This window comes from Streptomyces sp. NPDC058198 (assembly GCF_042882605.1).
In the GTDB taxonomy this organism is placed as follows: Bacteria; Actinomycetota; Actinomycetes; order Streptomycetales; family Streptomycetaceae; genus Streptomyces.
This window is the reverse complement of sequence record NZ_JBHVVP010000002.1, coordinates 592,030-616,108: the sequence shown is the minus strand read 5'-3', so window position 1 is coordinate 616,108 and position 24,079 is coordinate 592,030. Positions and strand designations below refer to the sequence as shown.

Sequence of the window (24,079 nt, the reverse complement as noted above, 5' to 3'; positions counted from 1 at the left end):
CCCGGCCGGGGGCCGCGATCGTGGTGATCACAGCCCCTGCCGGGCTCTTGGTTCCGCTGCGGGGCGTCTCAGGCCTCGTCGTCGGGCTTCTCGTCCGCCGGCGCCAGGCCGAACTGCTCCACGAGCCACTTGTCGAACTCGATCGAGGCGCGCACCCAGCTGACCGTCGACGACACGAAGTGCTCCAGGCTGACACCCATGCCGATCAGCATCTGGGCCTCGCCGATGAGCCGGACGGTGGGAGGACCGTCGCCCTCCTCGTGGATGTGGCTGTAGACCTTGGGCCACAGCGTGCGGCGGTTCCAGTCGTCGATCGCGTCGAGGATCTTGGACTTGTCCGCGATGGGGTGCGGGCGGTCGTAGAACGTCCGCACCGAGAAGACCTGCTGGTCCTCCTCGCCGCGGAACATGAAGTACGTACGGAATTCCTCCCACGGCGCCGCGAGGTCACCCTCGTCGTCGACGACGTACTTCAGCTCCATCTGTTCGAGGAGCTGCTTGACCAGATCCTGGTCGGGGACGACGGGGCCCGCCGGTCCTGCACCCTGCGGTTGGGGCTGGCCCCCGAAATTCGGAATCGAGGACGGGTCGATGCTCACCGTGTATTTCCCTTCGTACGGTTCCTCCCATCCTCCCCCATGCCAACCGGGGCATGGCAAGCCCGGCCCGCCCCGATCCGCTGCGAGCTGACTCGAACGGCGGCAGGCGGGCCGGCGCCCCACCCCTTACAGCGTCTTGGCGGGTGGCTTTGTCGGTTCTGGGGTTGCCGCGCTCACGGTCAGGCCGTCCTCGGAGCGGTCGACGCGGACCGTGTCGCCGTCCGTGACCTCGCCGGCGAGGATCTCCTTCGCCAGCTGGTCGCCGATCGCGGTCTGGACGAGGCGGCGCAGCGGGCGGGCTCCGTAGGCCGGGTCGTTGCCCTCGTCGGCCAGCCATTCCAGCGCCGCCGGGGTGACCTTCAGGGTGAGCCGGCGCTCCGCGAGGCGCTTGGCGAGGCGGGCGATCTGGAGGCGGGCGATGTGCGCGAGTTCGTCGCGCGACAGGGCGGTGAAGACCACCAGATCGTCCAGCCGGTTGAGGAACTCCGGCTTGAAGGAGGCCCGTACGACCCCCAGGACCTGCCGCTTCTTCTGCTCGTCGCTGGTCAGCGGCTCAGCGAGATACTGACTGCCGAGGTTGGACGTCAGGATCAGGATGGTGTTGCGGAAGTCCACCGTCCGGCCCTGGCCGTCGGTGAGCCGGCCGTCGTCGAGGACCTGGAGCAGGATGTCGAAGACCTCGGGGTGGGCCTTCTCCACCTCGTCCAGCAGCACCACGCTGTACGGGCGGCGCCGCACGGCCTCCGTGAGCTGGCCGCCCTCCTCGTAGCCGACATAGCCGGGAGGGGCGCCGACGAGCCGCGCCACGGAGTGCTTCTCACCGTACTCGCTCATGTCGATACGGACCATGGCCCGCTCGTCGTCGAAGAGGAAGTCCGCGAGGGCCTTGGCCAGCTCGGTCTTGCCGACACCGGTCGGGCCGAGGAAGAGGAACGAGCCGGTGGGCCGGTCGGGGTCGGCGATCCCGGCGCGGGTACGGCGTACCGCGTCGGACACGGCCTGGACCGCCTCGGTCTGGCCGATCAGCCGCCTGCCGAGCTCCTGCTCCATGCGCAGCAGCTTCTGCGTCTCGCCCTCCAGCAGCCGGCCGGCCGGGATCCCGGTCCAGGAGCCGACCACATCGGCGATGTCGTCCGGGCCGACCTCCTCCTTGACCATGGTGTCCTTGGCCGCCTCCTGCTCGGCCTCGGCGGCCTCCTCCAGCTCGCGTTCCAGGCCGGGGATCTCCCCGTACAGCAGCTTGGACGCGGTGTCGAAGTCGCCGTCGCGCTGGGCGCGCTCGGCCTGGCCGCGCAGGTCGTCCAGCCGCTCCTTGAGCTCACCGACGCGGTTGAGGCCCTGCTTCTCCTTCTCCCAACGGGCGTTGAGCCCGCGCAGCTCCTCCTCCCGGTCGGCGAGGTCGCGGCGCAGCTTCTCCAGCCGCTGCTTGGACGCGGGGTCCGACTCGTTCTTCAGCGCCAGCTCCTCCATACGGAGGCGGTCGACCGCGCGCTGGAGTTCGTCGATCTCGACCGGCGAGGAGTCGATCTCCATACGGAGGCGGGAGGCGGCCTCGTCGACGAGGTCGATGGCCTTGTCGGGGAGGAAGCGCGAGGTGATGTACCGGTCGGAGAGGGTGGCGGCGGCGACCAGCGCCGCGTCCGCGATCTGCACCTTGTGGTGGGCCTCGTAGCGGCCCTTGAGCCCGCGCAGGATCGCGATCGTGTCCTCGACGGTCGGCTCGGCGACCAGCACCTGCTGGAAGCGCCGCTCCAGGGCGGCGTCCTTCTCGATCCGCTCGCGGTACTCGTCCAGCGTGGTCGCGCCGACCATGCGCAGTTCACCGCGGGCGAGCATCGGCTTGAGCATGTTGCCGGCGTCCATGGCGGAGTCGCCGCCTGCGCCCGCGCCCACGACCGTGTGCAGTTCGTCGATGAAGGTGATGATCTGCCCGTCGCTCCCCTTGATCTCGGAGAGGACGGTCTTCAGCCGCTCCTCGAACTCGCCGCGGTACTTGGCGCCCGCGACCATCGCGCCGAGGTCCAGCGAAACCAGCCGCTTGTTCTTGAGCGACTCGGGCACGTCGCCCTTGACGATGCGCTGCGCGAGCCCCTCCACGACGGCGGTCTTGCCGACGCCCGGCTCACCGATCAGCACCGGATTGTTCTTCGTACGGCGTGACAGCACCTGCACCACGCGCCGGATCTCCTGGTCCCGGCCGATGACCGGGTCGAGCTTGCCCTCGCGGGCCGCGGCGGTGAAATCGGTGCCGAACTTCTCCAGGGCCTTGTACTGACCCTCCGGGTCGGGTGTGGTCACCCGGCGCCCTCCCCTTGCCTTTTCAAACGCGTCCAGCAACTTCTTGGCGCCGGCCCCCTGCTGGTCCAGCACCTCCCCCGCCTTGCCGCCCTTGGCGGCGGTACCGATGAGCAGATGCTCGGTGGAGAGATAGTCGTCCCCCAGCTCCTTGGCCCGCTGAGCGGCGTCGGCGATGACGGCGAGCAGCTCACGGTTGGGCTGCGGGGGTGCGACGGTGGACCCGGTGACGCTGGGCTGTGCGGCCAGCAGCCGCTCCGCTCCGGACCGTACCGCAGCCCGGTCCGCCTCGACCGCGGTCAGCAGGTCGATGACGTTCTCGTTGTCCTGGCCTTCGAGCAGCGCGAGCAGCAGATGTGCGGGGGTCAGATCGGGGTGCCCGGCCGCTACGGCCCGGCTGGTGGCGGCGTTGATCGCATCCCGGCTCTTGTTGGTCAGCTCGGCGTCCACGTGCGCTCTCTCCTCCTTGCGCGGATCCTTGCGCGGATCTCAACTCTGACTGTGGCGACATGCGCAAAGTTGAGTCTATTCCACTCAAGCCGAAAACCGGGAGCCCGGCGCCTACGGGTTTCACCCCCGGCCGGGCCCTACTCTTCCGGTATGTCCCATGCCGTACGCAATCTCAGCCCCGATTTTCTCGCGTTCTGGCGGGAGTACCACTTGTGCACGCTGACCACCCTGCGCCCCGACGGCAGTCCGCATGTGGTCCCGGTGGGCGCGATATACGACCCGGAGGCAGGGCTCGCGCGCGTCATCACCAACAAGAACAGCAGGAAGGTGGCCAACATCCTGGCGGCGGGCGCGGGCGTCCGCGACGGCGCGGACCCGGGCGGGGCGCGGGTCGCGGTCTGCCAGGTCCACCGGGGCCGCTGGGCGACGCTGGAGGGCCGCGCCACGGTCCGTACGGAGCCGGAGCTGATCGCGGACGCGGTGAGCCGCTACGCGGAGCGGTACGAGCGCACCCCGGCGCCAAATCCGGACCGGGTCCTCATCGAGATCACCGTGGAGCGGGCGCTCGGCCGCGGCTGACCTCCGTACGGAGCAGTCCGCTGACGGGTCGACTGAACGAGTCCGCTGAACGAGTCCGCCGAACGCGGACAGCACAGCGGCGCCATCGTGTTTCAGGTCCACGATGGCGCCGCTGTGTGGGGGAAGCGCCTGAGCGATTTGGAACGACGGGGGAATCGCTCAGGCACTGCGGGGGGTGGCGATGATGGCTTGCGCTTCGACCAGCTGGTGGTCCCGCTGGTCGAGGTTAACGAAGATCATGTCGTATCGGATGGCACACCGGACCGGCTTCGGAGCCCCCCGCGGCCTCCGAAGGCAGCGGTAGGCACGGACGTCCTCGTCCTCCTCGCGTACGACGACAATCGGCTCTCCGAACAGAGTGACCATCAACGAGTCGCCACGGTGAGGAATAGCCGTGACCAGATCGATGAAGTGCCACCCCGACCGGTAGGCCGTGGCCATCTCGCGCCGGAAGACCCGATCGTCCGGCGGGACAGTCATGCGCCTGTGTCGGCCGGCGTGCTTCCCCAGCCGCTGTCGGCCGGTCCGCTACCCCAGCCACTGTCCGGCGGCGTGCCGGCGGCCTGGGCGATGCCCCAACCGCTGTCGCCCGGTGTATAGCCCCAGCCGCTGTCGGCCTGAGCGCCGCCCCACCCGCTCTCCGTTGTGGAGGTCTCGGGGGCGATGCCCCAGTCGGTGTCCGCGCCGCCCAGAACCCCGTAAGCCACGACTGCGGAGAAAGCAGCGGCAAGCACCGAGCGAAGCAATCTCTTGTACATAGTCGGCTTCGTCCTCACTTGATGGATTCCTCTCCCCCGCGTCACAAGACGATGGCTCATTCAGGCACGTCAATGCCACAGGGGCGATGCATCATGTTCCTGTACGTTCAGGACCCTGGGGGGTGGAGATTTGCCAGTAATCAACTCAAAACCGACACATCCCCATGCGGTGACCGATCTGTGCGACGAGGGGGCGCATCTTTACGCCAGCGCTCTGAGCGCCGGACGGATCTCCCGGGTGGAGGCCGAGGAGGCTCCATGCCTTCTCGAATTCGCTCTTTTGCACCCTGATCCGGACGACCCGAACTGGCTTCGTCCGGTCCCCCCGTCCGTCGCGCTCGCCCAGCGGCTCCATCCCATCGAACGGGAGATCCAGGACCGAAGACGGCACTCCATCAACCTGACAGAATCCTTTGAGCCATTCATGGCCATCAGCGCCCTGAATCCGGCTCCTACCCATGCGATCACCGTCCTGGAGGGGTTCAACCGGATCAACGCCGCGCTCAACCTGGCCACGGCCGAGTGCCACACCGAGATGCTGACGATTCAGCCCGGCGGCGGCCGGCGCGAGCACATTCTCAGCCAAGCACTGGAACGGGACCGGCCACTGATCGACCGCGGCGTCAGCATGCGCACGCTCTACCAGCACACGGTCAGGCACTCCATGGGGACCATGGCCTACGTGGACCGCATAGCCAGCGGCAAGGTCGAGATCCGGACCTTGGAGGAGCTGATCGAGCGGCTCATCATCTGCGACCAGACGGTCGCGTTCATCCCCGCGCGGGACGACCAGCAAGTGGCACTGGAGCTGCGCCACCCCGGTCTTGTCACCTATCTGGTCAAGGTCTTCGAGCAGCTCTGGCGCCGCGCCACGCCGCTCACCGAGCAGGTTTCGTACGAGCCGACCCCTGACGGCATCTCGGGCGTCCAGCGGACCATCGCCAAGCTTCTCGTCGAGGGGTACGTGGACGAGGCCATAGCCCGCCGCCTCGGGATGAACGTACGGACCTGCCGCGCGCACATCGCCAAGCTCGCCACCGTCCTCGGCAGCGGCAGCCGCGCGCAACTCGGCTATCTGGTCGCGCAGTCGGGAATCCTGGAGCAGGACCGCTGACCGGACCGCCGACCTGCCCGAGAGAGCCCCGCGCACCGGGCACACGGAAAGGGCCCCCACCCGGCACGGTGGGAGCCCTTCCTGCGGCCTCTGAACGCGCTCTCAGTCCGCCGGCCGGTTGGGCCGCCACACGACCAGCGCGCTCGTCTGCTGCACATCCTGATACGGCACCAGATCCCGGCGGTACGAGGCATGCACCTGCGCCTCGCGCTGCCGCATCGCCGCCGCCGCTCCCTCCACCGCCGCCGACAGCTCGGCGACCCGGGCCTGGAGCGCGGCGACCTGGTTCTCCAGCTCGATGATCCGCTTGATACCGGCCAGATTGATGCCCTCGTCCTGCGACAGCTGCTGCACCTGACGGAGCAGCTCGATGTCACGGGCCGAGTAGCGGCGTCCACGGCCCGCCGTGCGGTCCGGCGAGACCAGGCCGAGACGGTCGTACTGCCTGAGGGTCTGCGGGTGCAGCCCCGAGAGCTGGGCAGCCACCGAGATGACGTACACCGGCGTCTCTTCGGTCAGTTGATACGGATTGCGCCGCCGCCCGTCCCTGTCCATCGGGTCATGCTCCCTTCGCGGCCTGGAACAGCTCCGCCCGCGGGTCCTCGTCCGCGGTCGCCTTCCGGTAGGCCTCCAGCGCGTCCCTCGCGGGCGCGTCGAGGTCCTTGGGAACGACGACCTCGACGGTGACCAGCAGGTCTCCGCGAGTGCCGTCCTTACGTACGGCGCCCTTGCCGCGGGCGCGCATCGTACGGCCGTTCGGCGTCCCGGCCGGCAGCTTCAGCGTGACCGGCGGGCCGCCCAGGGTCGGCACCTTCACCTCGCCGCCGAGCGCCGCCTCCGCGAAGGTGACGGGCACGGTGACCGTGAGGTTGTCGTCCTTGCGGCCGAAGACCGGATGGGCGTCGACATGGACGACCACGAACAGATCGCCTCCGGGGCCGCCGCGCTCACCGGGAGCGCCCTTGCCCCGCAGCCTGATCCGCTGGCCGTCGCTGACGCCCGCCGGGATACGGACCTGCATGGTCCGCGAGGACCTGGCGCGCCCGCTGCCCTTGCAGACCTCGCAGGGGTCCTGAGCGATCAGCCCACGGCCCTTGCAGTCCACGCACGGGTCGGTGAGCGAGAAGCCGCCGCCGGAGCCGCGCGAGACCTGACCGGTGCCCACGCAGGTCGGGCAGACCCGCGGTGTGCCGTTCTTGTCGCCCGTACCCGAACAGGCCTTGCAGGGCGCCTGGCTGGACATCCGCAGCGGGACCGTGGCCCCGTCGACCGCCTCGGTGAAGCTGAGCGTCACCTCGGACTCGATGTCCTGGCCCCGGCGCGGCTGAGTACGGGTGCCCGCGCCGCCCCGGTTGAAGAGCCCTCCGAAGACGTCCCCGAGCCCGCCGCCGAAACCGCCGGCGCCCTGGCCCGTCTGCGTCCCGCCCTGGGCGCCGCCACCGAAGAGGTCGCCCAGGTCGAAGTTGAAGGAACCGCCGCCCCCGGCACCGGGACCGGGCCGGAACCCGCCGTTGCCGAAGAGCGCGCGGGCCTCGTCGTACTCCTTGCGCCGCTTGGCGTCACCAAGGATGTCATTCGCCTCGGAGATCTGCTTGAAGCGCTCCTCGGCCTTGGTGTCGCCCTTGTTGGCGTCCGGGTGGAACTCGCGGGCGAGCTTCCGGTACGCCTTCTTGATCTCGGCCTCGGTGGCGTCCTTGGGGACGCCGAGAACCTTGTAGTAGTCCTTCTCCACGAAGTCCTTGGTGCTCATTCCCGACGTCCCTCCTCTCCGCCCTCACTGCCTGTCCCCACGTCAGCCCTCGTCCGGGCCACCGCTCTCCTCGTCCTTGGCCTGCTCGTCCGCTGCCCTGGGCTGGGCCCCGGGCTGGGGCTCGGCCACCGCGACGCGGGCGGGCCTGATCGTCCGCTCGCCGAAGCGGTACCCAGGCTGCAGGATCGCGACGCACGTAGTTTCGGTGACATCCGGCGCGTACGAGTGCATCAGGGCCTCGTGGATCGTCGGGTCGAAGGGCTCGCCCTCCTTGCCGAACTGCTGGAGGCCCAGCTTCGCGGCGACCGTCTCCAGCGATTCGGCCACCGACTTGAAGCCGCCGACCAGCTCGTCGTGGTCCCGCGCGCGGCCGATGTCGTCCAGCACGGGCAGCAGTTCGGTCAGCAGACTCGCGACAGCGATCTCCTTGACCGTGACCCGGTCCCGCTCCACCCGCCGGCGGTAGTTCTGATACTCCGCCTGGAGCCGCTGGAGGTCTGCCGTGCGCTCATTGAGCGCCGTACGGACCTGGTCCAGCTGCGCCGTCAGGGCTACCTGCTCTACGTCCCCGGCCGGGGCCGCCGGGCCCGGCTCCTTCACGGAGCCGGACTCGGCAGCCTTCGACGCGGCGTCTTCGGGGGTGGCGCCGGAGGGGACGTCGGGCTTCTCCTCGAAGCCCGGAGTCTCCTCGGTCACGCCGCACCGTCCTTCTTCGGCTTCTCGTCGTCCACGATCTCGGCGTCGACGACGTCGTCCTCGGGCTGGGCCTGGCCGGCGCCCGCCGCACCCTCGCCGCCACCGGCGGCCTGGGCGTCCGCGTACATCGCCTGGCCGAGCTTCTGGGAGACGGCCGCGACCTTCTCCGTGGAGGTACGGATCTCGGCGGTGTCCTCGCCCTTGAGCTTCTCCTTCAGCTCGGCGATGGAGGTCTCGACCTCGGTCTTGACGTCGCCGGGGACCTTGTCCTCGTTGTCCTTGAGGAACTTCTCCGTCTGGTAGACGAGCTGCTCGGCCTGGTTGCGGGTCTCGGCGGCCTCGCGACGGCGGTGGTCCTCGTCCGCGTACTGCTCGGCCTCTTCACGCATCCGGTTGACCTCGTCCCGCGGCAGCGAGGAGCCACCGGTGACGGTCATCTTCTGCTCCTTGCCGGTGCCGAGGTCCTTCGCGGCCACGTGCATGATGCCGTTGGCGTCGATGTCGAAGGCGACCTCGATCTGCGGCACACCGCGCGGGGCGGGCGGCAGACCGGTCAGCTCGAACATGCCGAGCTTCTTGTTGTACGCCGCAATCTCGCGCTCGCCCTGGTAGACCTGGATCTGCACGGACGGCTGGTTGTCCTCGGCCGTCGTGAAGATCTCCGAGCGCTTCGTCGGGATCGTCGTGTTGCGCTCGATGAGCTTGGTCATGATGCCGCCCTTGGTTTCGATACCGAGGGACAGCGGGGTCACGTCGAGGAGCAGGACGTCCTTGACCTCACCCTTGAGGACACCGGCCTGGAGCGCGGCGCCGATGGCGACGACCTCGTCCGGGTTCACGCCCTTGTTGGCGTCCCGGCCACCGGTGAGCTCCTTGACGAGCTCCGCGACGGCGGGCATACGGGTCGAACCGCCGACGAGCACCACGTGGTCGATCTCGGACAGCTGGATGCCGGCGTCCTTGATGACGTTGTGGAACGGGGTCTTGCAGCGGTCCAGCAGGTCGGAGGTCAGCTGCTGGAACTGGGACCGAGTGATCTTCTCGTCCAGGTGCAGCGGGCCCTCGGCGGACGCCGTGATGTAGGGCAGGTTGATCGTCGTCTCCGAGGAGGACGACAGCTCGATCTTCGCCTTCTCCGCGGCCTCGCGGAGACGCTGGAGAGCCATCTTGTCCTTGCCCAGGTCCACGCCGTGACCGTTGGCGAACTGCTTCACCAGGAAGTCGACGACCCGCTGGTCCCAGTCGTCACCACCGAGGTGGTTGTCACCGTTGGTGGCCTTCACCTCGACGACGCCGTCACCGATCTCCAGCAGCGAGACGTCGAAGGTGCCGCCACCGAGGTCGAAGACCAGGATGGTCTGGTCGTCCTTGTCGAGACCGTAGGCGAGGGCGGCCGCCGTCGGCTCGTTGACGATACGCAGCACGTTGAGGCCCGCGATCTCGCCGGCCTCCTTGGTGGCCTGGCGCTCCGAGTCGTTGAAGTACGCGGGAACGGTGATCACCGCGTCGGTGACCTTCTCGCCCAGGTACGACTCCGCGTCCCGCTTCAGCTTCTGCAGCACGAAGGCCGAGATCTGCTGCGGGTTGAAGTCCTTGCCGTCCAGGTTGATCTTCCAGTCGGTGCCCATGTGGCGCTTGACCGACCGGATGGTCCTGTCGACGTTCGTGACCGCCTGGCGCTTCGCGACCTCGCCGACGAGCACCTCGCCGTTCTTGGCGAAGGCGACGACGGACGGCGTGGTCCTGGCGCCTTCGGCGTTGGTGATGACGGTGGGCTCGCCGCCTTCGAGAACGCTGACGACGGAGTTAGTCGTGCCCAGGTCGATGCCGACCGCACGTGCCATTTCGATTCCTCCAACTGACTTGAGTGGAACAGGCTCAAGGATGCATCACAGATCCCAAGGAGTCAAAGGACCTGAGTCGATGAGACTCAACTATTGTGCGGACCCTGTGCGCCCGGGGGCCATCGGACCGGCGTGAACGCGCCTGGCGGGGGCGCCTACCCGATCCGCGCCACCTCATCATGCGATCGTTCTGTGACAAAAGACCTGAAAGCCTCGAAAGATCCGAAAGCTCTTTTGAACGTAACAGAACGCACAGGACGGTCAGGTGTGGCCATGAAGCGACGCATGAAGCAGCTCTTTGAACCCAAGCGGCTCCCGGAACCCAAGCGGCTGCTGGATCTGGCGCTCGGCTCGGCCCTGCTGGTTCTGGCCGCGCCCGTACTCATGGCCGCCACGCTCACCGTCGCGCTGACGCGGCCGGCCGGCGGCGTTTTCGTACGCGAGTACCGCACAGGACTGAACGGACGGCCCTTCGTCCTGAGTTCCCTGCGCACCCGGCTGTTCCGGCTGGACCTGCTCTCCCGACTGCCCCATGTCGTACGCGGCGAACTGTCGCTGGTCGGGCCCGCGCCCCTGAAGGTCGGATCCCCCGCGGCCGCGGCGCCCTGGCGGCGGCTCGTACGGCCGGGCCTGACCGGCCTCGCGCAGGTACGGCGGCACTCACCGCTGCCGTGGGACGAGGCCCCGCTGCTCGACCAGCACTATGTCGAGCAGCACTGGATCGGCCTCGACCTGGCGATCCTCGCCCGTACGCTCCCCGCGCTGTGCGCCGCGCACGCCCGCTCGCGCGCCCGCTCGGAAACCCAGCCGCGCGCCTGGCTGTTCGCCCAGCCGTTCGCCCGGTCCTACGCCCAGTCGTACGCTCGACCCTGCCTGCCCGCGCACCCCCGCGCGCTCCCGCGCGCACGCGCCCGCGCCTTCACCCCGCGCGGTGAGGGCGCCCTGAGCGACACAGATCACCGGCTCCGCCGCTACATTGCGGCGAGATAAGTGGGTAACCTCAGCACGGACTGATTAAGTTACCGCTTAGTAAGAGTGGCGGACTTTCCACCCTCGCAGGCCCGAGGAGCCCCCAATGCAACTCGCCGCGATCATCGTGTCGCTGGTACTCGGCGTCGTCGGCGTCGCGCTGTTCGGCCGAGCCATCGCGCAGATCTACCGCTTCGTGAAGCTCGGCCAGGACGTCCCCGCGGGTACGCGGACCGACGAACCCGCCCAGCGCACCCTGACGGTGGCCAAGGAGTTCCTCGGCCACACCCGGATGAACCGGTGGGGTGTCGTCGGCGTCGCGCACTGGTTCGTGGCGGTCGGCTTCTTCACGCTCGTACTGACCCTGGTGAACGCCTTCGGGCAGCTCTTCAAGGCGGACTGGCTGCTGCCGGTCATCGGTAACTGGACGCCGTACGAAGTCTTCGTCGAGCTGATCGGCCTGCTGACCACGCTCGGCATCCTGACGCTGATCGTCATCCGCCAGCTGTCGCTGCCCAGCCGCGCCGGCCGCAAGTCCCGCTTCGCGGGCTCCAACTTCGGCCAGGCGTATTTCGTCGAGGCCGTCATCCTCATCATCGGGCTGGCGATCCTGGTGCTCCGCGGCCTGGAGGGCGCGCTGCACCACGCAGACTCGTACCAGGCCGCCTATCTGGTCTCGTATCCGCTGGTCGCGGCGTTCAAGGGGCTCAGCCTCGGCACCCTGCAGAACCTGGTCTACCTGATCGCGATGATCAAGATCGGGACGTCCTTCATCTGGATGATCACGGTCGCGCTCAAGACCGACATGGGCGTCGCCTGGCACCGGTTCCTCGCCTTCCCGAACATCTGGTTCAAGCGCGAGGCGGACGGCGGCACGGCCCTCGGCGCGCTCCAGCCGATGACGAGCGGCGGCAAGGAGATCGACTTCGAGGACCCGGGCGACGACGACGTCTTCGGTGTCTCCCAGGTGGAGCACTTCTCCTGGAAGGGCATCCTCGACTTCTCCACGTGTACGGAGTGCGGCCGCTGCCAGTCGCAGTGCCCGGCCTGGAACACGGGCAAGCCGCTCTCCCCGAAGCTGCTGATCATGTCGCTGCGCGACCACGCGCACGCCAAGGCGCCGTATCTGCTGGCCGGCGGCGGCAAGACCATGGAGGGCGAGGAGAAGGCGTCCGAGGAGCAGCTGGCCGGTGTGCCGGCCGCGGCCCTCGCCGAGGCCGAGCGCCCGCTGATCGGGACGCTCGAAGAGAACGGCGTCATCGACCCGGATGTGCTGTGGTCCTGCACCACCTGCGGTGCGTGTGTGGAGCAGTGCCCGGTCGACATCGAGCACATCGACCACATCGTGGACATGCGCCGCTACCAGGTGATGATCGAGAGCTCCTTCCCGAGCGAGGCCGGGACGATGCTCAAGAACCTGGAGAAGAAGGGCAATCCCTGGGGCCTGGCCAAGAAGCAGCGCCTGGAGTGGACGAAGGAGGTCGACTTCGAGGTGCCGGTCGTCGGCCGGGACATCGAGGACCTGTCGGAGGTCGACTACCTCTACTGGGTCGGCTGCGCGGGCGCGCTGGAGGACCGGGCCAAGAAGACCACGAAGGCCTTCGCGGAGCTGCTGCACATCGCGGGCGTCACGTTCGCGATCATGGGCGGCGACGAGAAGTGCACGGGTGACTCGGCCCGCCGGCTGGGCAACGAGCCGCTGTTCCAGCAGCTCGGCCAGGAGAACGTGGCGATGCTGAACATGGCGTACGGGGAGGACGACGAGGACGAGGCGACGAAGAAGCCGAAGTCGTCGAAGAAGATCGTCGCGACCTGCCCGCACTGCTTCAACACGATCGCGAACGAGTACCCGCAGCTCGGCGGCGAGTACGAGGTCATCCACCACACGCAGCTGCTCCAGCATCTGGTGGACGAGGAGAAGCTGATCCCGGTGACGCCGGTCGAGGGTCTGATCACGTACCACGACCCCTGCTACCTGGGCCGCCACAACAAGGTCTACACACCGCCGCGCGAGATCATCGCGAAGGTGCCGGGCCTGCGGAACGAGGAGATGCACCGCCACAAGGAGCGCGGCTTCTGCTGTGGCGCGGGCGGCGCGCGGATGTGGATGGAGGAGCGGATCGGCAAGCGCATCAACAACGAGCGCGTGGACGAGGCCCTTTCGCTGAACCCGGACATCGTCTCGACGGCCTGCCCGTTCTGCCTGGTGATGCTGACCGACTCGGTCAACGGCAAGAAGAACGACGGTCAGGCGAAGGAGTCCCTCCAGGTCGTGGACGTGGCGCAGCTGCTGCTCGACTCGGTACGTACGCCGGCGGACCCGGCAGACGCCGAGGAGCAGGAGAACGCGCCGGACCCGAAGCCGGAGCCGGTGACGTAGCCCCGCCTGCGGGACGCCTGCGGGACTCACGCCTGCGGGACATGACAGCAGCGGCCGGATACGCCTCGGGGCGGGTCCGGCCGCTGCTGCTTTCCGTATGTCTCCCCTTCCGTATGTCCCCCTTCCGTATCTCTCCCGCACAACCATCCGCGGACCGCATGGGTCCAACCCCCATGCGGAAGAAGCGTCTTGTCAGCAGCATCGCCCTCGCCGCCACAGCCGCCTGCGGGGCTCCGGGAACCCCGTCCGACTCCGGCGCCGGCTCCGGCTCCCATTCCGGCTCCGGCCCGCGCGCCGACCTACGCTCCGGCCCGCGCTCCGACTTCGACGGTGACGGGATGGGTGACCTCGTCATCACCGACACCTCGGCCACGGTCAACGGCACGTACGCCGCCGGGTACGCGGCGGTGGTGCGCGGCTCGGCCGACGGCCCGGTTCCCGCGCGCCACCACGTGATCACTCAGGACAGCCTGGGCCTCGGCAACGCGGGCACGGGCGGGCGCTTAGGCCGGCACGCCACCTCAGGTGATCTCGACGGCGACGGCCGCAGCGATCTCATCACCCAGGCGGGCAGCCGCACCGTCTTCATCGTCTGGGCCGACCGCGAGACGCTCGCAGGAGCGGTCCGGCTGACCGGCGCGGCGCCCCACGTCGGCGATTTCGACGGTGATGGCCACACCGACCTCGTCACCAGCGAGGGGCCGTCGACAGCGACCATCCGGTTCGGCCCGTTCAACCGGGTCGGCAAACCCAGCCGGGTGAAGTCCGTCGACCTCACGACGGACGACCCGGCGTACTACACCGCCTCACTCGTCGGCGTCGGGGACGTGACCGGCGACGGCAGGGACGATCTGGTGGTCACCTGGTCCCATGTGTACGCGGACGAGATGCCCACGCCTCGCGCCACCGTGGTGTACCGCGGCACCGCCGACGGCGGGCTGACCAAGGGCTCCCGCCTCAAGGACGCGCGGGGCAAGGACATGTTCGGCAGCTCCGTCACCACGGCCGACGTGAACAAGGACGGCTTCGCCGATGTGGTCGTCGGCCTCCCCTGCGAGATCGTGGGCGAGGAGACCAGGCCTGCCGGCGGCAGCCGGCTGATGGTCGCGTACGGCGGTGCGGCCGGCCAGAGCAGCGGCCTGAAAGCCACGACGATCAACGACAGCACGCCGGGACTGCCCGGCTCGCCCGTCTCCACGTCCTGCGGCTTCGGGGACTCGGTAACGGCCGGGGACGTCAACGGAGACGGTTACGCCGACATCGCCTTCACCGCCCCGACCGAGGACGGCGAAGGCGCCGTTCTCGTCCTGCGAGGGCCCGGGGGGTCTGACCGGTCAGGGGGCCCAGCAGGCCGCGAGCTTCCCCGGTACGCCCCGCCTTGCGCTGCTGGACATGAACGGGGACCAGGCGGCGGACCTGGCGATCGGCACGCTCTTCCCGGGTGTGGGCGACGGCAAGGTGCGGATCCTGCGCGGCGGTCCTTCCGGCGTCGACCCCGCCGGGCCGACTCTCATCGACCCCGCGGACCTGGGTCTGACGCCCCGGCCGGGCGACGAGTTCGGCTCGGACTTCGGCCACTGAGCACGGAAGCGGGGAGCTCTGGAGCATCATGTGGCGACAGTGAGCTGACGGTGGCCCCGCTCCCATGGCCTCCACCGCGGCGAGCGCTACGGACGGGATGGGGTGGGTGGGGCGTGCGCATACGCGTCGCGGCGAGAGCGATGAACAGCGCCGGTGCATGCGTCGGCGTCGGCGTCCGCGTCGGTGCCGGCATCGTCGTCTCCACGGCGTTGCTGCTGACGGGCTGTACGGCCGCCCCCGGCCCGGCCACCGGTACGGCCCGGGGCTCCGCGGAGGCCAAGAACGGCGACACCGCCCCCCTCTCCGGCAACGGTGCCGTCGCCCGCCGCCCCGTTCCACGCGGCGAGGGCAGCCGTCTCCCCGACGACTTCAACGGGGACGGCCACCGCGATCTCGTACTCAACGACCTGGTCAAAGACCCGGACGACAGCTTCGGCGACGACGCGGGCATCGGGATCGTGTACGGCACCGCCGCCGCCCGTGGTCTCGACCCGGCCGTACGCCAGACCCTCAGCCCCCGTACCCACGGCGCCCGCGTCGACGGCACACTCCCCGCCGCGTTCGACGCCGAGGCCGCGTGCGACCTCGACCAGGACGGCTTCGGCGATCTGATCATCACCACGGATCCGCCGTACGACGGCACCGGCATGCCGCCCGTACCCGTGCAGATCCTCTTCGGCGGCCCCACCGGCCTGGCCGGCAAGGCAGTGGTCCTCCGGATCCCCGCCAAGGCCCGCTTCGGCAACGAGTGGCCCGACCACCCCGTCTGCGGCGACTTCGACGGCGACGGTACGGAGGACCTCGCGGTCACCGCGAGCGCCGGCCAGGTCAGCTACCTCCGCGGCCCCTTCACCCGGGCCGGCGCTCCGCGCTCCGCCTCGGCGCCGGTCCCGGGCGGCGGCCCGGTCCTGGCGGCGCCGGATCCCAAGGCCGACGTCAACGGCGACGGCTACGACGACCTCGTCCACGCCACCCGCGCCCACGCGCCCGGCACGGCAGGCCGGGGCGGGCTGCTGCTCGGCGGGCCGGACGGACCGGGCCGCCCGGGAGGCACGTACACCTTCAGGGCCGTACGGCTCCCGCCGGCGCCGAGGCTGCCGTCCGGGACCTCGTCGGGCCAGGACAAGCCCGTGACCGAACTCCTCCGGTCGGCCGACTTCGACGGGGACAAGCGCCCGGACCTGGTGACTCGTACCCACCAGGGGGAGAAGACCGATCTGATCGCGCTGTACGAGCCCGCGGTCGCCGGGGAACGGCCGGTGATCACCTTCAGTACGTCGATCTTCCTCGGGTAGACCCCCCAGGGTTCCCCTAAGGGATGTCACAGCTCGGCCGCAAAGGCCCGCCCGTTCCCCCACCTCAGCCGCTACACCCTTACGGAGCGGGTACGTTCGATTGTGTGGCTGGATTCAGGATCGGACGCGGCCGGGACAACCGCACCCCGCAACAACAACCGCAGCGGCAGCGGCAGCAACCGCCGCAGCAGCCGTACGGACGGCAGGCGCCGCCCCCGGGATACGGAGGCGGGCAGCAAGCCGCGCCTCCGTACGGGCAGCAGCAGTGGCCTCCGACGGGCACCGGACAGTACGGCGGGCCCAGTGGGCCGGGCAGACCGGGAGGGCCGGGCGGACGCACCGCGCACGGCGGGCAGCAGGGCGGCGGGCAGTACGGCGGCCAGCAGGGCGGCGGACAGCATGGCGAGCCGGAGTACTTCGGCGACCCGTACCAGCAGCCGCAGCAGGGCCCGCACGGTGACCCGTACGCCAACAACCCTGGTCACACCCAGGCGTTCAGCATCGACGAGGAACGGTACGGCGACGGCGCCACCTACAGCGCCGGCGCGGACCCGGTCCCCACGGGCCCCCGGCTGCGCTGGAAGGAACTGCTGACCGGCATCGTGCTGCGCCCCGGCCAGACCTTCCTGCAGATGCGCGACTACCCGGTCTGGGGCCCCGCCCTGACCGTGATGTTCATCTACGGACTGCTGGCGCTCTTCGGCTTCGACACGGCCCGTGAGGACGCGATCAACGCGACGCTCTCCACGGCCATCCCGGCCGCGCTCACCACGGGCGTCGCCTTTGTCATCGGCAGTCTGATCCTGGGCGCGGTAACCCACACCCTCGCCCGCCAGCTCGGCGGCGACGGCGCCTGGCAGCCGACGGTCGGCCTCTCCATGCTGATCATGTCGATATCGGACGCGCCGCGTCTGCTCTTCGCCCTCTTCCTGGGCGGCGAGAACTCCCTGGTCCAGGTCCTCGGCTGGGTCACCTGGATCGCGGCAGGCGCGCTCTTCACCGTCATGGTGGGCAAGTCGCACGACCTGCCGTGGCCGAAGGCGCTGGGCGCGTCGGCGATCCAGCTGATCGCGCTGCTCTCGCTGATCAAGCTGGGCACGATCTGATACCGCTGTACCGCGCGTGAGAAGGGCCTCCGGAAGGGGGCCCTTCTTTCACATGCCTCGTCGTACGCGTACGACGGGCTGCTCCACGCTCCAGGGGAAGTTGATCCAGTCCTCCGTGCGCTTCCAGACGTACTCGCACTTCACCAGGGACTGCGACTTCTCGTAGATCACCGCGCTGCGCACCTCGGCGACATGGTCGACGCAGAAGTCGTGCACCAGCTTCAGTGTCTTGCCGGTGTCGGCGACGTCGTCCGCGATGAGGACCTTCTTGTGGGAGAAGTCGATGACGTTCGGCACCGGCGCCAGCATGACCGGCATGGCCAGGGTGGTGCCGACTCCGGTGTAGAACTCCACATTGACCAGGTGGATGTTCTTGCAGTCCAGGGCGTAGGCGAGGCCGCCGGCGACAAAGACGCCACCCCGCGCGATGCTCAGGACGACATCGGGCTCGAACCCGTCGTCGGCGATGCTCTGCGCGAGTTCGCGGACGGCGCGGCCGAACGTCTCGTACGTCAGGTTCTCCCGCGCGTCCGTCATGCGGGCCTCACACCTGCGTCCGGTGGAAATTGAGATACGACCGCGAGGCCGTCGGCCCCCGCTGCCCCTGATAGCGCGAGCCGTACCGCTCGGAGCCGTACGGGAACTCCGCCGGCGAGCTGAGCCGGAACAGACACAGCTGCCCGATCTTCATCCCGGGCCAGAGCTTGATCGGCAGCGTCGCCATGTTCGACAGTTCCAGCGTGACGTGCCCGGAGAACCCTGGGTCGATGAACCCGGCGGTCGAGTGCGTCACCAGCCCGAGCCGCCCGAGACTGGACTTCCCCTCCAGCCGGGAGGCGATGTCGTCGGGCAGCGAGATGACCTCGTACGTCGACGCGAGGACGAACTCCCCGGGATGGAGGATGAACGGATCGTCCCCCTCCGGCTCGACCTTGCGCGTCAGATCGACCTGCTCGACGGCGGGGTCGATATGCGGATACCGGTGGTTCTCGAACACCCGGAAGAACCGGTCGAGCCGCACATCGATGCTGGAGGGCTGCACCATCGATTCGTCATACGGATCGAGGCGTACGCGTCCGGAATCGAGCTCGGCCCGGATGTCCTTGTCTGAGAGAAGCACGCCCCGAGGATACGCAGAGCGCGCGAGCCCACCCCCATCGGGCAGCCCCGCGCGCCCCGGCCGACCTCGGTCAGCGCCGCTCCAACTCCACCGGCACGGCATGCCGCAACCGCGCACAACGCGGACACCGAATAAGCCGCCCGGGCCCGATCCGCCCGGTGTCGAGCTGCTGCATCGGGAACGTCGTAGTACTGAACACATGCCCCTCGGCACAGCGGACGACGGTGCGTTCCATCAAGTCCATCAGGTCCTTTCCCCAACAAACGCGGACGAACGCCCACACTAGGGGATCAACAGGACACGCCCCGCACCGGCACCCCGCCCCGCGACCCTACGCCCCAACTCCCGCCCCCACCCCCACTTCCACCCACCCCACCCACCCCCCGAACACACCAAAGGCCCCGAGCCACAAAACGCCCGGGGCCTGCAATGAGGTAGAGTGTCCGACGACGCGACGCCAACCACGACCGCGCCGCGCGGGTGTAGTTTAATGGTAGAACATGAGCTTCCCAAGCTCAGAGCGCGAGTTCGATTCTCGTCACCCGCTCCAAACAAAAGCCCCAGGCCATCGGCCCGGGGCTTCATTGTTGTCTAGACCATTTCTCGCCCCGCCAGCCCTCCACCAGCCCTTTCTGCTGGCAGAAGCGCGGCTTCGGCGTCCTTCCGTGCGATGCACGAGCCATTCCGCGCCGGACCACTCGAATAGCGAGACGTATTTCCTGTGAACTGGGTCACAGGAGCGTGAGGCGTTGCGGCATTGCGAAGGCAATGCGCTTCCCGCGAACTCCGGCCGGGGGCATGGAGCGGAGACAGAACCGCTGTTGCTGAACGGTCCCGCCTCCGCCACGCCGCGACGGCGAGGCCACCACGACCTCAGCCGGAGTGCTTCCGCTTCTCCGCCTGGGCCTGCTCGGCGGCTTCGCCGCGCTGCTGCCGGACTTCGGCGTCGATGCTCTTCGCGAGCTTGCGCTGGTGCTTCTTCTTGGAGTGCTGGTAGATCAGCTGTGCCTTGGGGCTCGACTGGCCCGCCCGGACCATGAGGTCCTTGAGCTTCGCGCCTGAGTCCGCCGCCAGGGTGTTGCCGGTGTGGCGGAGATCGTAGAAGCGGAAGCTGTCCGGCAGGCCGGCCGCGGTCCGCGCGTTGCGCCACTTGCGCCCGAAGGAAGACCGTCGCAAGGCGGCTCCGCGCTCTCCGACGATGAGCAGTCCGTCCGGTTCCTTCTCGGCGAACCACTGAAGGTGGCGACGCAGCTCGGGCACCACGAAGTCGGGCAGGTAGATCGCCCGCTTCCCTGCGCGCGACTTCGGTGCTCCCACGACCTTCTGGCCGTTGGTCAGCTCCGGTGCGGCTCGTCTGATCCACACGACGCCTTCATCGAGGTCGATATCACCGCGCCGCAGCTCCGCGAGTTCTTCGGGGCGGAGGGACGCGAAGGCGCCCAGGAAGATCATGATGCGCCAGCGCGGTCCGATCGCCTCGGCCAGCGCGTAGACCTGCTGGATCTCGGCGACATCACGTTCGTCCGCCTCCTCCTTGCCGGCGCCCTTGATGCGGCACGGGTTGCTCTTGAGGAGTTCGTCGTCGACGGCGGTCTGGAGCACCGCCTTCAGCAGACGATAGGACTTGGCCACTGTGGTCTTGGCGCCGTTGGTCACCTTGAGCCGCTCCGCTCGCCACACACGCACATCCGCCGGCTGAATCTCGTCCAGGTCCCACGCGCCGAACCCGGGCAGGATGTGGAGCCTGAGCAAGCGGGTGTACAGATCCTCGGTGGTCGCCGCGAGGCCGCGCTCCCGAACCCACCTGTTGGCGAAGTCCCCGAAGTTGACCGCTCCGGCGTCGGGGTCGGTCCAGTGCTTGCGCTCTATGTCCGCCTGGGTCAGCGTGAGCCAGGTCGTCGCCTCCGTCTTGGTCTCGAAGGTGTGTGGCGCGTAGCGCCGCACACCGTCCGGAGCCCAATAGCGGGCCTGGAAGCGTCCCGACTCGGTCTTGCGCACACTGCCGAACTCGCGCCGCCGCTGCGGCTTGCGCGGCATCAGGCGGCCCTGTCGTAGCTCGGCCGACCCCGTCGTGCGGGCTGAACGGTGTGGGCTTCGATGTACGCGGTGAGAGCACTGTCGGCGATGCGGACGTGGCGTCCGACCTTGACGAAGACGATGCGGCGTTCGGCCACGAGGCGGCGGACGAAGCGCGCGCCTGTGCCGAGTCGTTCGGCAGCCTCGTCCACGGTGAGGAGGCGGTCAGCCATGAAGCGTCACCCCCTTCGCGGCGCGCGTGGTCCGAGCGGAGTCATGGGGTATCGCCGGCCGGAGCAAGGCGGGGTCCTCTCTTCGCAGGCATATGGCACGGCAATGCCGGCCTGCGTGGTCGATCGCTTGGGATGGCGGTTGTTGGCGGGCGCCCGCCCCTGCGAGGGGAGCCGGGGCGGCAGTTGAGCTACGCGTCGCTGCTGGGGCCGTTCTCACTGGCCGAGCCGCTTGGGGACACGGTGGTGTTGGTCATCGGACTGCCCAAAGCGGCTCCTCGGCGGCCGAGTTGGCGCTGGCCGATGCCTTGTTGAGCGCGGGGGAATTCAACGGTGCTGCGACCCTGAGTTCCTTCTGGGCATATTGCGAGCGGTCTGTTTTCCATGACCAAATGTGTACCTCGCGTTCGCCGGTTTGGTTAACCGGCGTTCTGCGGCTATGTTGCGCTCCGCTTCACCGTGAAAGGGAGTTGAGCTGGACTCCTGAGGGCGCGGCCATGAGTGGTGGATTCGGTCACCGAGGCGTGTTCTGGCGTGGGGTTGTGTGTTGTAGCTCGGGTCACGACGGCTGCGCAAGATATCTGCGGTGTGATGCTTCTGGCTTTGCCGTTGCTCGGGCTTTTTTGTCAACCGGCGTTTCGGGTCTACCGTTATACGCAAGCCCCGCAGCAGGTGTTCGCCGACAGCTGTCTGCATTCCCAGGCGAATGCTGGACTTGTGCGGGGTGGTTATGGCTGTCTTGGATTCGCCCGCCCCGTCGCCCCAACCCACCTCAGCGACCTGCCTCTTGACCCGCCGGCGCCACTACCGCTCCACGCATGAGTGAAGCCCCCGGCAAGGCCGGGGGCTTCAACCACAACCTCTCAACCGCCATCCCTAGCGATCAACCTGCGGAAACCGGGATTGCCGTCCCATAAGGCCCGCGAGCAGAGGAGCTGATGTCCAGTATGACCGAACCCCAGCCGAAGACCCCGTCCCACCGTGACGCGACGCCATCGTGGCCTCCGGTCGCCGTACCCGGCCAAGCCGCCAACTCCCCGGTGCCTCCCACGGAGGAGGACCGCGACGACGAGCCTCCAGCGACGCCGCTGCCCGAGGGGGCACAGGTGCTGGCCGATCTGCAGGCGCAGATCACGCGGTACGTGATCCTGCCTTCGGCGGAGGCCCTGACAGCGGTGACGTTGTGGGTGGCGGCGACGCATCTGCAGCCGGCGTGGCAGCACGCGCCGCGTCTGGCCGTGGTCGCTCCGGAGAAGCGGTGCGGCAAGTCACGGCTGCTGGACGTGCTGACCGAGACGGTGCACAACTGCCTGATCACGGTCAACGCCAGCCCTGCCGCGATCTTCCGGTCGATCACCGACGACAACCCGCCCACGCTCCTGGTCGACGAGGCCGACACCCTCTTCGGCACCGTGAAGGCGGCGGAGCGCAACGAGGATCTCCGGGGCCTGCTGAACGCCGGGCACCAGCGGAACCGGCCCACGCTGCGAGTCTCGGGGCCCGAGCACAAGCCGACCCCGTTCGCCATGGCAGCGCTCGCCGGGATCGACGACCTGCCGGACACGATCATGGACCGGTCGGTCGTCATCCGGATGCGCCGCCGGGCACCGGGCGAGAAGGTCGCGGCCTTCCGCACCCACCGCGACACCCCCGCGCTGCACGCGCTGCGCGACCGCCTCACCTCCTGGCTCCAACCACTCGGCACGCTGGCAGCGAACCGGGAACCTGTGATGCCGGTGGAGGACCGCGCGGCCGACACGTGGGAGCCGCTGGTGACTGTCGCCGACCTCGCCGGGGGTGACTGGCCCGCGCTCGTGCGCACGGCCTGTCGGATCATGAGCGACTACGAGGCGGGGCAGGACGAGGAGGGCGGTCTGCGTACCCGTCTGCTGGTCGGTATCCGCCGGGCTTTCGGTGCCGAGTGCGATCCGGCGGTGCTGGCCACCAAGCGGCTGCTGGAGGCTCTGAACGCGGACAGGGAAGCGCCGTGGGCGGAGTACGGTGCCGGCGGTCTGACGCCGCGCGGCCTGCAACTGCTCCTGAAGCCCTACGGCATCAGCTCGGCCAACCGGCGCTTCCCCGACGGCACCCAGGCCAAAGGCTTCGCGCGCAACCAGTTCCTCGACGCCTGGGCCCGCTACTGCCCCGAACCGGCACCCCCGGCTCCGGTCACGGCGCAACGGCTGCCGGGCACCGCGCCCTGACCCGGAACGTCCCGTCGCACCCGTCCCCGCCCAGGTCAGCACGGGGACGAGTGAAGGCCCCGCAACGAGTCGAGTCGACATCACCACTCCACCCGTACCTGTCCTGACCAGGCACGCAACGAGTGGTACGACTCCCACCCCCACGGCGGCCCGGCTCACACCGGGCAGTGCTCCACCCCCAGTTGTGCCGTCCCGAGCGTCCCCGCCATGTCACCCCCCGGCCCGCCAGGACGAACCACCGCGACCGCAGGAGAAACCCGCTTGCCCCACCCCACCACCACCCGGAGCCAGACCACCGTCACCACGAACCATGGCCGACGGGTGACGAAGCACACCGCCGAGCGGTACGCGCTCGTGGCCGCCGGTGCCGTCATCGTGGCCCTGACCGCCGGAGCGTTCTGGCTCTCCTACGCCCACCTTGCCGAAGTCGCAGGAAAGCACGGGCTGGGCGGCACGCCCGTCCGCCAATGGGCCTGGCCGGCAACCCTGGACGCGTTCATCGTCGCGGGCGAACTCCTCATGCTCCGCGCCGGTCTGCGCCGGGTCACCGACGGATGGGCCATCACCCTGACCGCCACCGGATCGGTCGGCTCCATCGCCCTCAACGTCGCAGGCGTCAGCGGCACCGCAGGCACCGGCACCGTGCCGCTGCTCGACTATGTGGTCGCCGCAGTCCCACCCACCGCAGCCCTGCTCGCCTTCGGTGTCCTGATGCGGCAGATCCACCAACTCGTCGACCAACCCGCAGGCCATCCGGCACCGGTTTCCGAACGGCCCGCCGGCATGCCGACCACGGTGTCCGCCGAGCAGCCGGAGTCTCCGGCCCTGGTTGCGGAGAGCAAGCAGCGCGGTGGCCGTCCGGCAAAAGCCCCGGTCGAGGAACTTGTGGAGATCGGCCGGACCGCTCTCGCTGACCACGGCAAGCTCAGCCGCTCCCTTCTCCGGAAGGCCGTCAAGGACAGGGACTTGACGATCGGCAGTGCCCGGCAGACCGAGGTGATGGACATCCTCCGGCCCGAGATCGAAGCCGGCGCCGGGGCCGGTCCGGAGAGCGCCTGACCGGAATCCCGACGGGGTGACCGGAACCCCTTCC

General features: G+C 69.0%; 20 protein-coding genes, 1 tRNA gene and 1 pseudogene. 10 read left to right on the top strand and 12 right to left on the bottom strand.

Annotation, left to right across the window (positions count from 1 at the left end):
• Positions 1 to 68 precede the first annotated feature (68 nt).
• Together ACFVWW_RS11230 and clpB are read right to left on the bottom strand one after the other, a co-directional pair.
• Positions 69 to 599: a YbjN domain-containing protein gene (locus tag ACFVWW_RS11230; RefSeq protein ID WP_384337321.1), complete on the bottom strand. Its 531-nt coding sequence runs from the start codon at positions 597 to 599 to the stop codon at positions 69 to 71.
• A gap of 126 nt (positions 600 to 725) precedes the next feature.
• Positions 726 to 3,344, bottom strand: coding sequence for an ATP-dependent chaperone ClpB (gene clpB, locus ACFVWW_RS11225; protein WP_384337319.1), 2,619 nt, complete (start codon positions 3,342 to 3,344; stop codon positions 726 to 728).
• Between the two features lie 150 nt (positions 3,345 to 3,494).
• Between clpB and ACFVWW_RS11220 the strand changes: the two genes are divergently transcribed.
• Positions 3,495 to 3,923 carry a pyridoxamine 5'-phosphate oxidase family protein gene (locus ACFVWW_RS11220; protein WP_384337317.1) on the top strand — a complete coding sequence of 143 codons (429 nt, stop codon included), beginning with the start codon at positions 3,495 to 3,497 and terminating at the stop codon, positions 3,921 to 3,923.
• 159 nt (positions 3,924 to 4,082) lie between these two features.
• Here the strand turns inward: ACFVWW_RS11220 and ACFVWW_RS11215 are convergent, their stop codons facing one another.
• Positions 4,083 to 4,403, bottom strand: a complete 321-nt coding sequence (locus ACFVWW_RS11215; protein ID WP_386877293.1) for a (2Fe-2S)-binding protein — start codon at positions 4,401 to 4,403, stop codon at positions 4,083 to 4,085.
• The gene (locus ACFVWW_RS11210; protein WP_384179415.1) at positions 4,400 to 4,630 is read right to left on the bottom strand and encodes a 5'-nucleotidase; all 231 of its coding nucleotides are present in this window, start codon (positions 4,628 to 4,630) and stop codon (positions 4,400 to 4,402) included. The genes ACFVWW_RS11215 and ACFVWW_RS11210 overlap by 4 nt, the downstream gene beginning before the upstream one ends.
• Positions 4,631 to 4,811: 181 nt before the next feature.
• On the opposite strand from ACFVWW_RS11210, the gene ACFVWW_RS11205 reads away from it, so the two are divergent.
• Entirely contained in the window at positions 4,812 to 5,795 is a 984-nt protein-coding gene (locus tag ACFVWW_RS11205; RefSeq protein ID WP_384179414.1) for a helix-turn-helix transcriptional regulator, read from the top strand.
• A gap of 102 nt (positions 5,796 to 5,897) precedes the next feature.
• Here ACFVWW_RS11205 and ACFVWW_RS11200 read toward each other — a convergent pair whose 3' ends face one another.
• From ACFVWW_RS11200 to dnaK, 4 genes are read right to left on the bottom strand one after another with little or no spacing between them, the layout of a single operon-like run.
• Positions 5,898 to 6,350, bottom strand: coding sequence for a heat shock protein transcriptional repressor HspR (locus ACFVWW_RS11200; RefSeq protein WP_384179412.1), 453 nt, complete (start codon positions 6,348 to 6,350; stop codon positions 5,898 to 5,900).
• A 4-nt stretch (positions 6,351 to 6,354) separates the two neighbouring features.
• The gene (gene dnaJ / locus ACFVWW_RS11195; protein ID WP_384179410.1) at positions 6,355 to 7,545 is read right to left on the bottom strand and encodes a molecular chaperone DnaJ; all 1,191 of its coding nucleotides are present in this window, start codon (positions 7,543 to 7,545) and stop codon (positions 6,355 to 6,357) included.
• 42 nt (positions 7,546 to 7,587) lie between these two features.
• Positions 7,588 to 8,241 carry a nucleotide exchange factor GrpE gene (gene grpE / locus ACFVWW_RS11190; RefSeq protein ID WP_384179408.1) on the bottom strand — a complete coding sequence of 218 codons (654 nt, stop codon included), beginning with the start codon at positions 8,239 to 8,241 and terminating at the stop codon, positions 7,588 to 7,590.
• A complete protein-coding gene (gene dnaK, locus ACFVWW_RS11185) occupies positions 8,238 to 10,085 on the bottom strand; it encodes a molecular chaperone DnaK (RefSeq protein WP_384179406.1) in 1,848 nt (615 codons plus the stop codon). The genes grpE and dnaK overlap by 4 nt, the downstream gene beginning before the upstream one ends.
• Before the next feature lie 285 nt (positions 10,086 to 10,370).
• Between dnaK and ACFVWW_RS11180 the strand changes: the two genes are divergently transcribed.
• From ACFVWW_RS11180 to ACFVWW_RS11160, 5 genes and pseudogenes are all read left to right on the top strand, one after another.
• The gene (locus ACFVWW_RS11180) at positions 10,371 to 11,075 is read left to right on the top strand and encodes a sugar transferase (RefSeq protein WP_386877292.1); all 705 of its coding nucleotides are present in this window, start codon (positions 10,371 to 10,373) and stop codon (positions 11,073 to 11,075) included.
• 85 nt (positions 11,076 to 11,160) lie between these two features.
• Entirely contained in the window at positions 11,161 to 13,434 is a 2,274-nt protein-coding gene (locus ACFVWW_RS11175; protein ID WP_384337313.1) for a (Fe-S)-binding protein, read from the top strand.
• Between the two features lie 41 nt (positions 13,435 to 13,475).
• A pseudogene (locus ACFVWW_RS11170) lies at positions 13,476 to 14,732 on the top strand (FG-GAP and VCBS repeat-containing protein); the annotation flags it as partial.
• A 423-nt stretch (positions 14,733 to 15,155) separates the two neighbouring features.
• Complete coding sequence (locus tag ACFVWW_RS11165) at positions 15,156 to 16,310, top strand: FG-GAP repeat domain-containing protein (RefSeq protein WP_386877393.1); 1,155 nt, start codon at positions 15,156 to 15,158, stop codon at positions 16,308 to 16,310.
• 104 nt (positions 16,311 to 16,414) lie between these two features.
• On the top strand, positions 16,415 to 17,416 hold the full coding sequence (locus tag ACFVWW_RS11160) for a Yip1 family protein (RefSeq protein ID WP_386877291.1): 1,002 nt from the start codon (positions 16,415 to 16,417) through the stop codon (positions 17,414 to 17,416).
• Positions 17,417 to 17,464: 48 nt separating this feature from the next.
• Here the strand turns inward: ACFVWW_RS11160 and ACFVWW_RS11155 are convergent, their stop codons facing one another.
• A complete protein-coding gene (locus ACFVWW_RS11155; RefSeq protein ID WP_386877290.1) occupies positions 17,465 to 17,953 on the bottom strand; it encodes a phosphoribosyltransferase in 489 nt (162 codons plus the stop codon).
• A gap of 7 nt (positions 17,954 to 17,960) precedes the next feature.
• A complete protein-coding gene (dcd, locus tag ACFVWW_RS11150) occupies positions 17,961 to 18,536 on the bottom strand; it encodes a dCTP deaminase (RefSeq protein ID WP_384179393.1) in 576 nt (191 codons plus the stop codon).
• A gap of 476 nt (positions 18,537 to 19,012) precedes the next feature.
• Between dcd and ACFVWW_RS11145 the strand changes: the two genes are divergently transcribed.
• Positions 19,013 to 19,086: transfer RNA gene (locus ACFVWW_RS11145), tRNA-Gly, on the top strand.
• A gap of 323 nt (positions 19,087 to 19,409) precedes the next feature.
• On the opposite strand, the gene ACFVWW_RS11140 is transcribed toward ACFVWW_RS11145, so the two are convergent.
• Positions 19,410 to 20,573: a tyrosine-type recombinase/integrase gene (locus ACFVWW_RS11140; protein ID WP_386877289.1), complete on the bottom strand. Its 1,164-nt coding sequence runs from the start codon at positions 20,571 to 20,573 to the stop codon at positions 19,410 to 19,412.
• Complete coding sequence (locus ACFVWW_RS11135; RefSeq protein ID WP_386877288.1) at positions 20,573 to 20,785, bottom strand: excisionase family DNA-binding protein; 213 nt, start codon at positions 20,783 to 20,785, stop codon at positions 20,573 to 20,575. Before ACFVWW_RS11135 ends, ACFVWW_RS11140 begins: the two co-directional genes overlap by 1 nt.
• 944 nt (positions 20,786 to 21,729) lie before the next feature.
• Between ACFVWW_RS11135 and ACFVWW_RS11130 the strand changes: the two genes are divergently transcribed.
• Together ACFVWW_RS11130 and ACFVWW_RS11125 are read left to right on the top strand one after the other, a co-directional pair.
• Positions 21,730 to 22,986 carry a DUF3631 domain-containing protein gene (locus tag ACFVWW_RS11130; RefSeq protein ID WP_386877392.1) on the top strand — a complete coding sequence of 419 codons (1,257 nt, stop codon included), beginning with the start codon at positions 21,730 to 21,732 and terminating at the stop codon, positions 22,984 to 22,986.
• 261 nt (positions 22,987 to 23,247) lie between these two features.
• The gene (locus tag ACFVWW_RS11125) at positions 23,248 to 24,045 is read left to right on the top strand and encodes a DUF2637 domain-containing protein (RefSeq protein ID WP_386877287.1); all 798 of its coding nucleotides are present in this window, start codon (positions 23,248 to 23,250) and stop codon (positions 24,043 to 24,045) included.
• The last annotated feature ends 34 nt before the right edge of the window (positions 24,046 to 24,079 follow it).

What these genes read in the sequence shown, in the direction of transcription:
- ACFVWW_RS11180 (WP_386877292.1), top strand. Translation starts at nt 10,371, where the DNA reads ATGAAGCAGCTCTTTGAACCCAAGCGGCTCCCGGAACCCAAGCGGCTG.
- ACFVWW_RS11215 (WP_386877293.1), bottom strand. Translation starts at nt 4,403, where the DNA reads ATGACTGTCCCGCCGGACGATCGGGTCTTCCGGCGCGAGATGGCCACG.
- ACFVWW_RS11140 (WP_386877289.1), bottom strand. Translation starts at nt 20,573, where the DNA reads ATGCCGCGCAAGCCGCAGCGGCGGCGCGAGTTCGGCAGTGTGCGCAAG.
- ACFVWW_RS11155 (WP_386877290.1), bottom strand. Translation starts at nt 17,953, where the DNA reads ATGACGGACGCGCGGGAGAACCTGACGTACGAGACGTTCGGCCGCGCC.
- ACFVWW_RS11220 (WP_384337317.1), top strand. Translation starts at nt 3,495, where the DNA reads ATGTCCCATGCCGTACGCAATCTCAGCCCCGATTTTCTCGCGTTCTGG.
- ACFVWW_RS11165 (WP_386877393.1), top strand. Translation starts at nt 15,156, where the DNA reads ATGAACAGCGCCGGTGCATGCGTCGGCGTCGGCGTCCGCGTCGGTGCC.
- dnaJ (WP_384179410.1), bottom strand. Translation starts at nt 7,545, where the DNA reads ATGAGCACCAAGGACTTCGTGGAGAAGGACTACTACAAGGTTCTCGGC.
- dnaK (WP_384179406.1), bottom strand. Translation starts at nt 10,085, where the DNA reads ATGGCACGTGCGGTCGGCATCGACCTGGGCACGACTAACTCCGTCGTC.
- ACFVWW_RS11175 (WP_384337313.1), top strand. Translation starts at nt 11,161, where the DNA reads ATGCAACTCGCCGCGATCATCGTGTCGCTGGTACTCGGCGTCGTCGGC.
- ACFVWW_RS11135 (WP_386877288.1), bottom strand. Translation starts at nt 20,785, where the DNA reads ATGGCTGACCGCCTCCTCACCGTGGACGAGGCTGCCGAACGACTCGGC.
- ACFVWW_RS11130 (WP_386877392.1), top strand. Translation starts at nt 21,730, where the DNA reads ATGACCGAACCCCAGCCGAAGACCCCGTCCCACCGTGACGCGACGCCA.
- ACFVWW_RS11200 (WP_384179412.1), bottom strand. Translation starts at nt 6,350, where the DNA reads ATGGACAGGGACGGGCGGCGGCGCAATCCGTATCAACTGACCGAAGAG.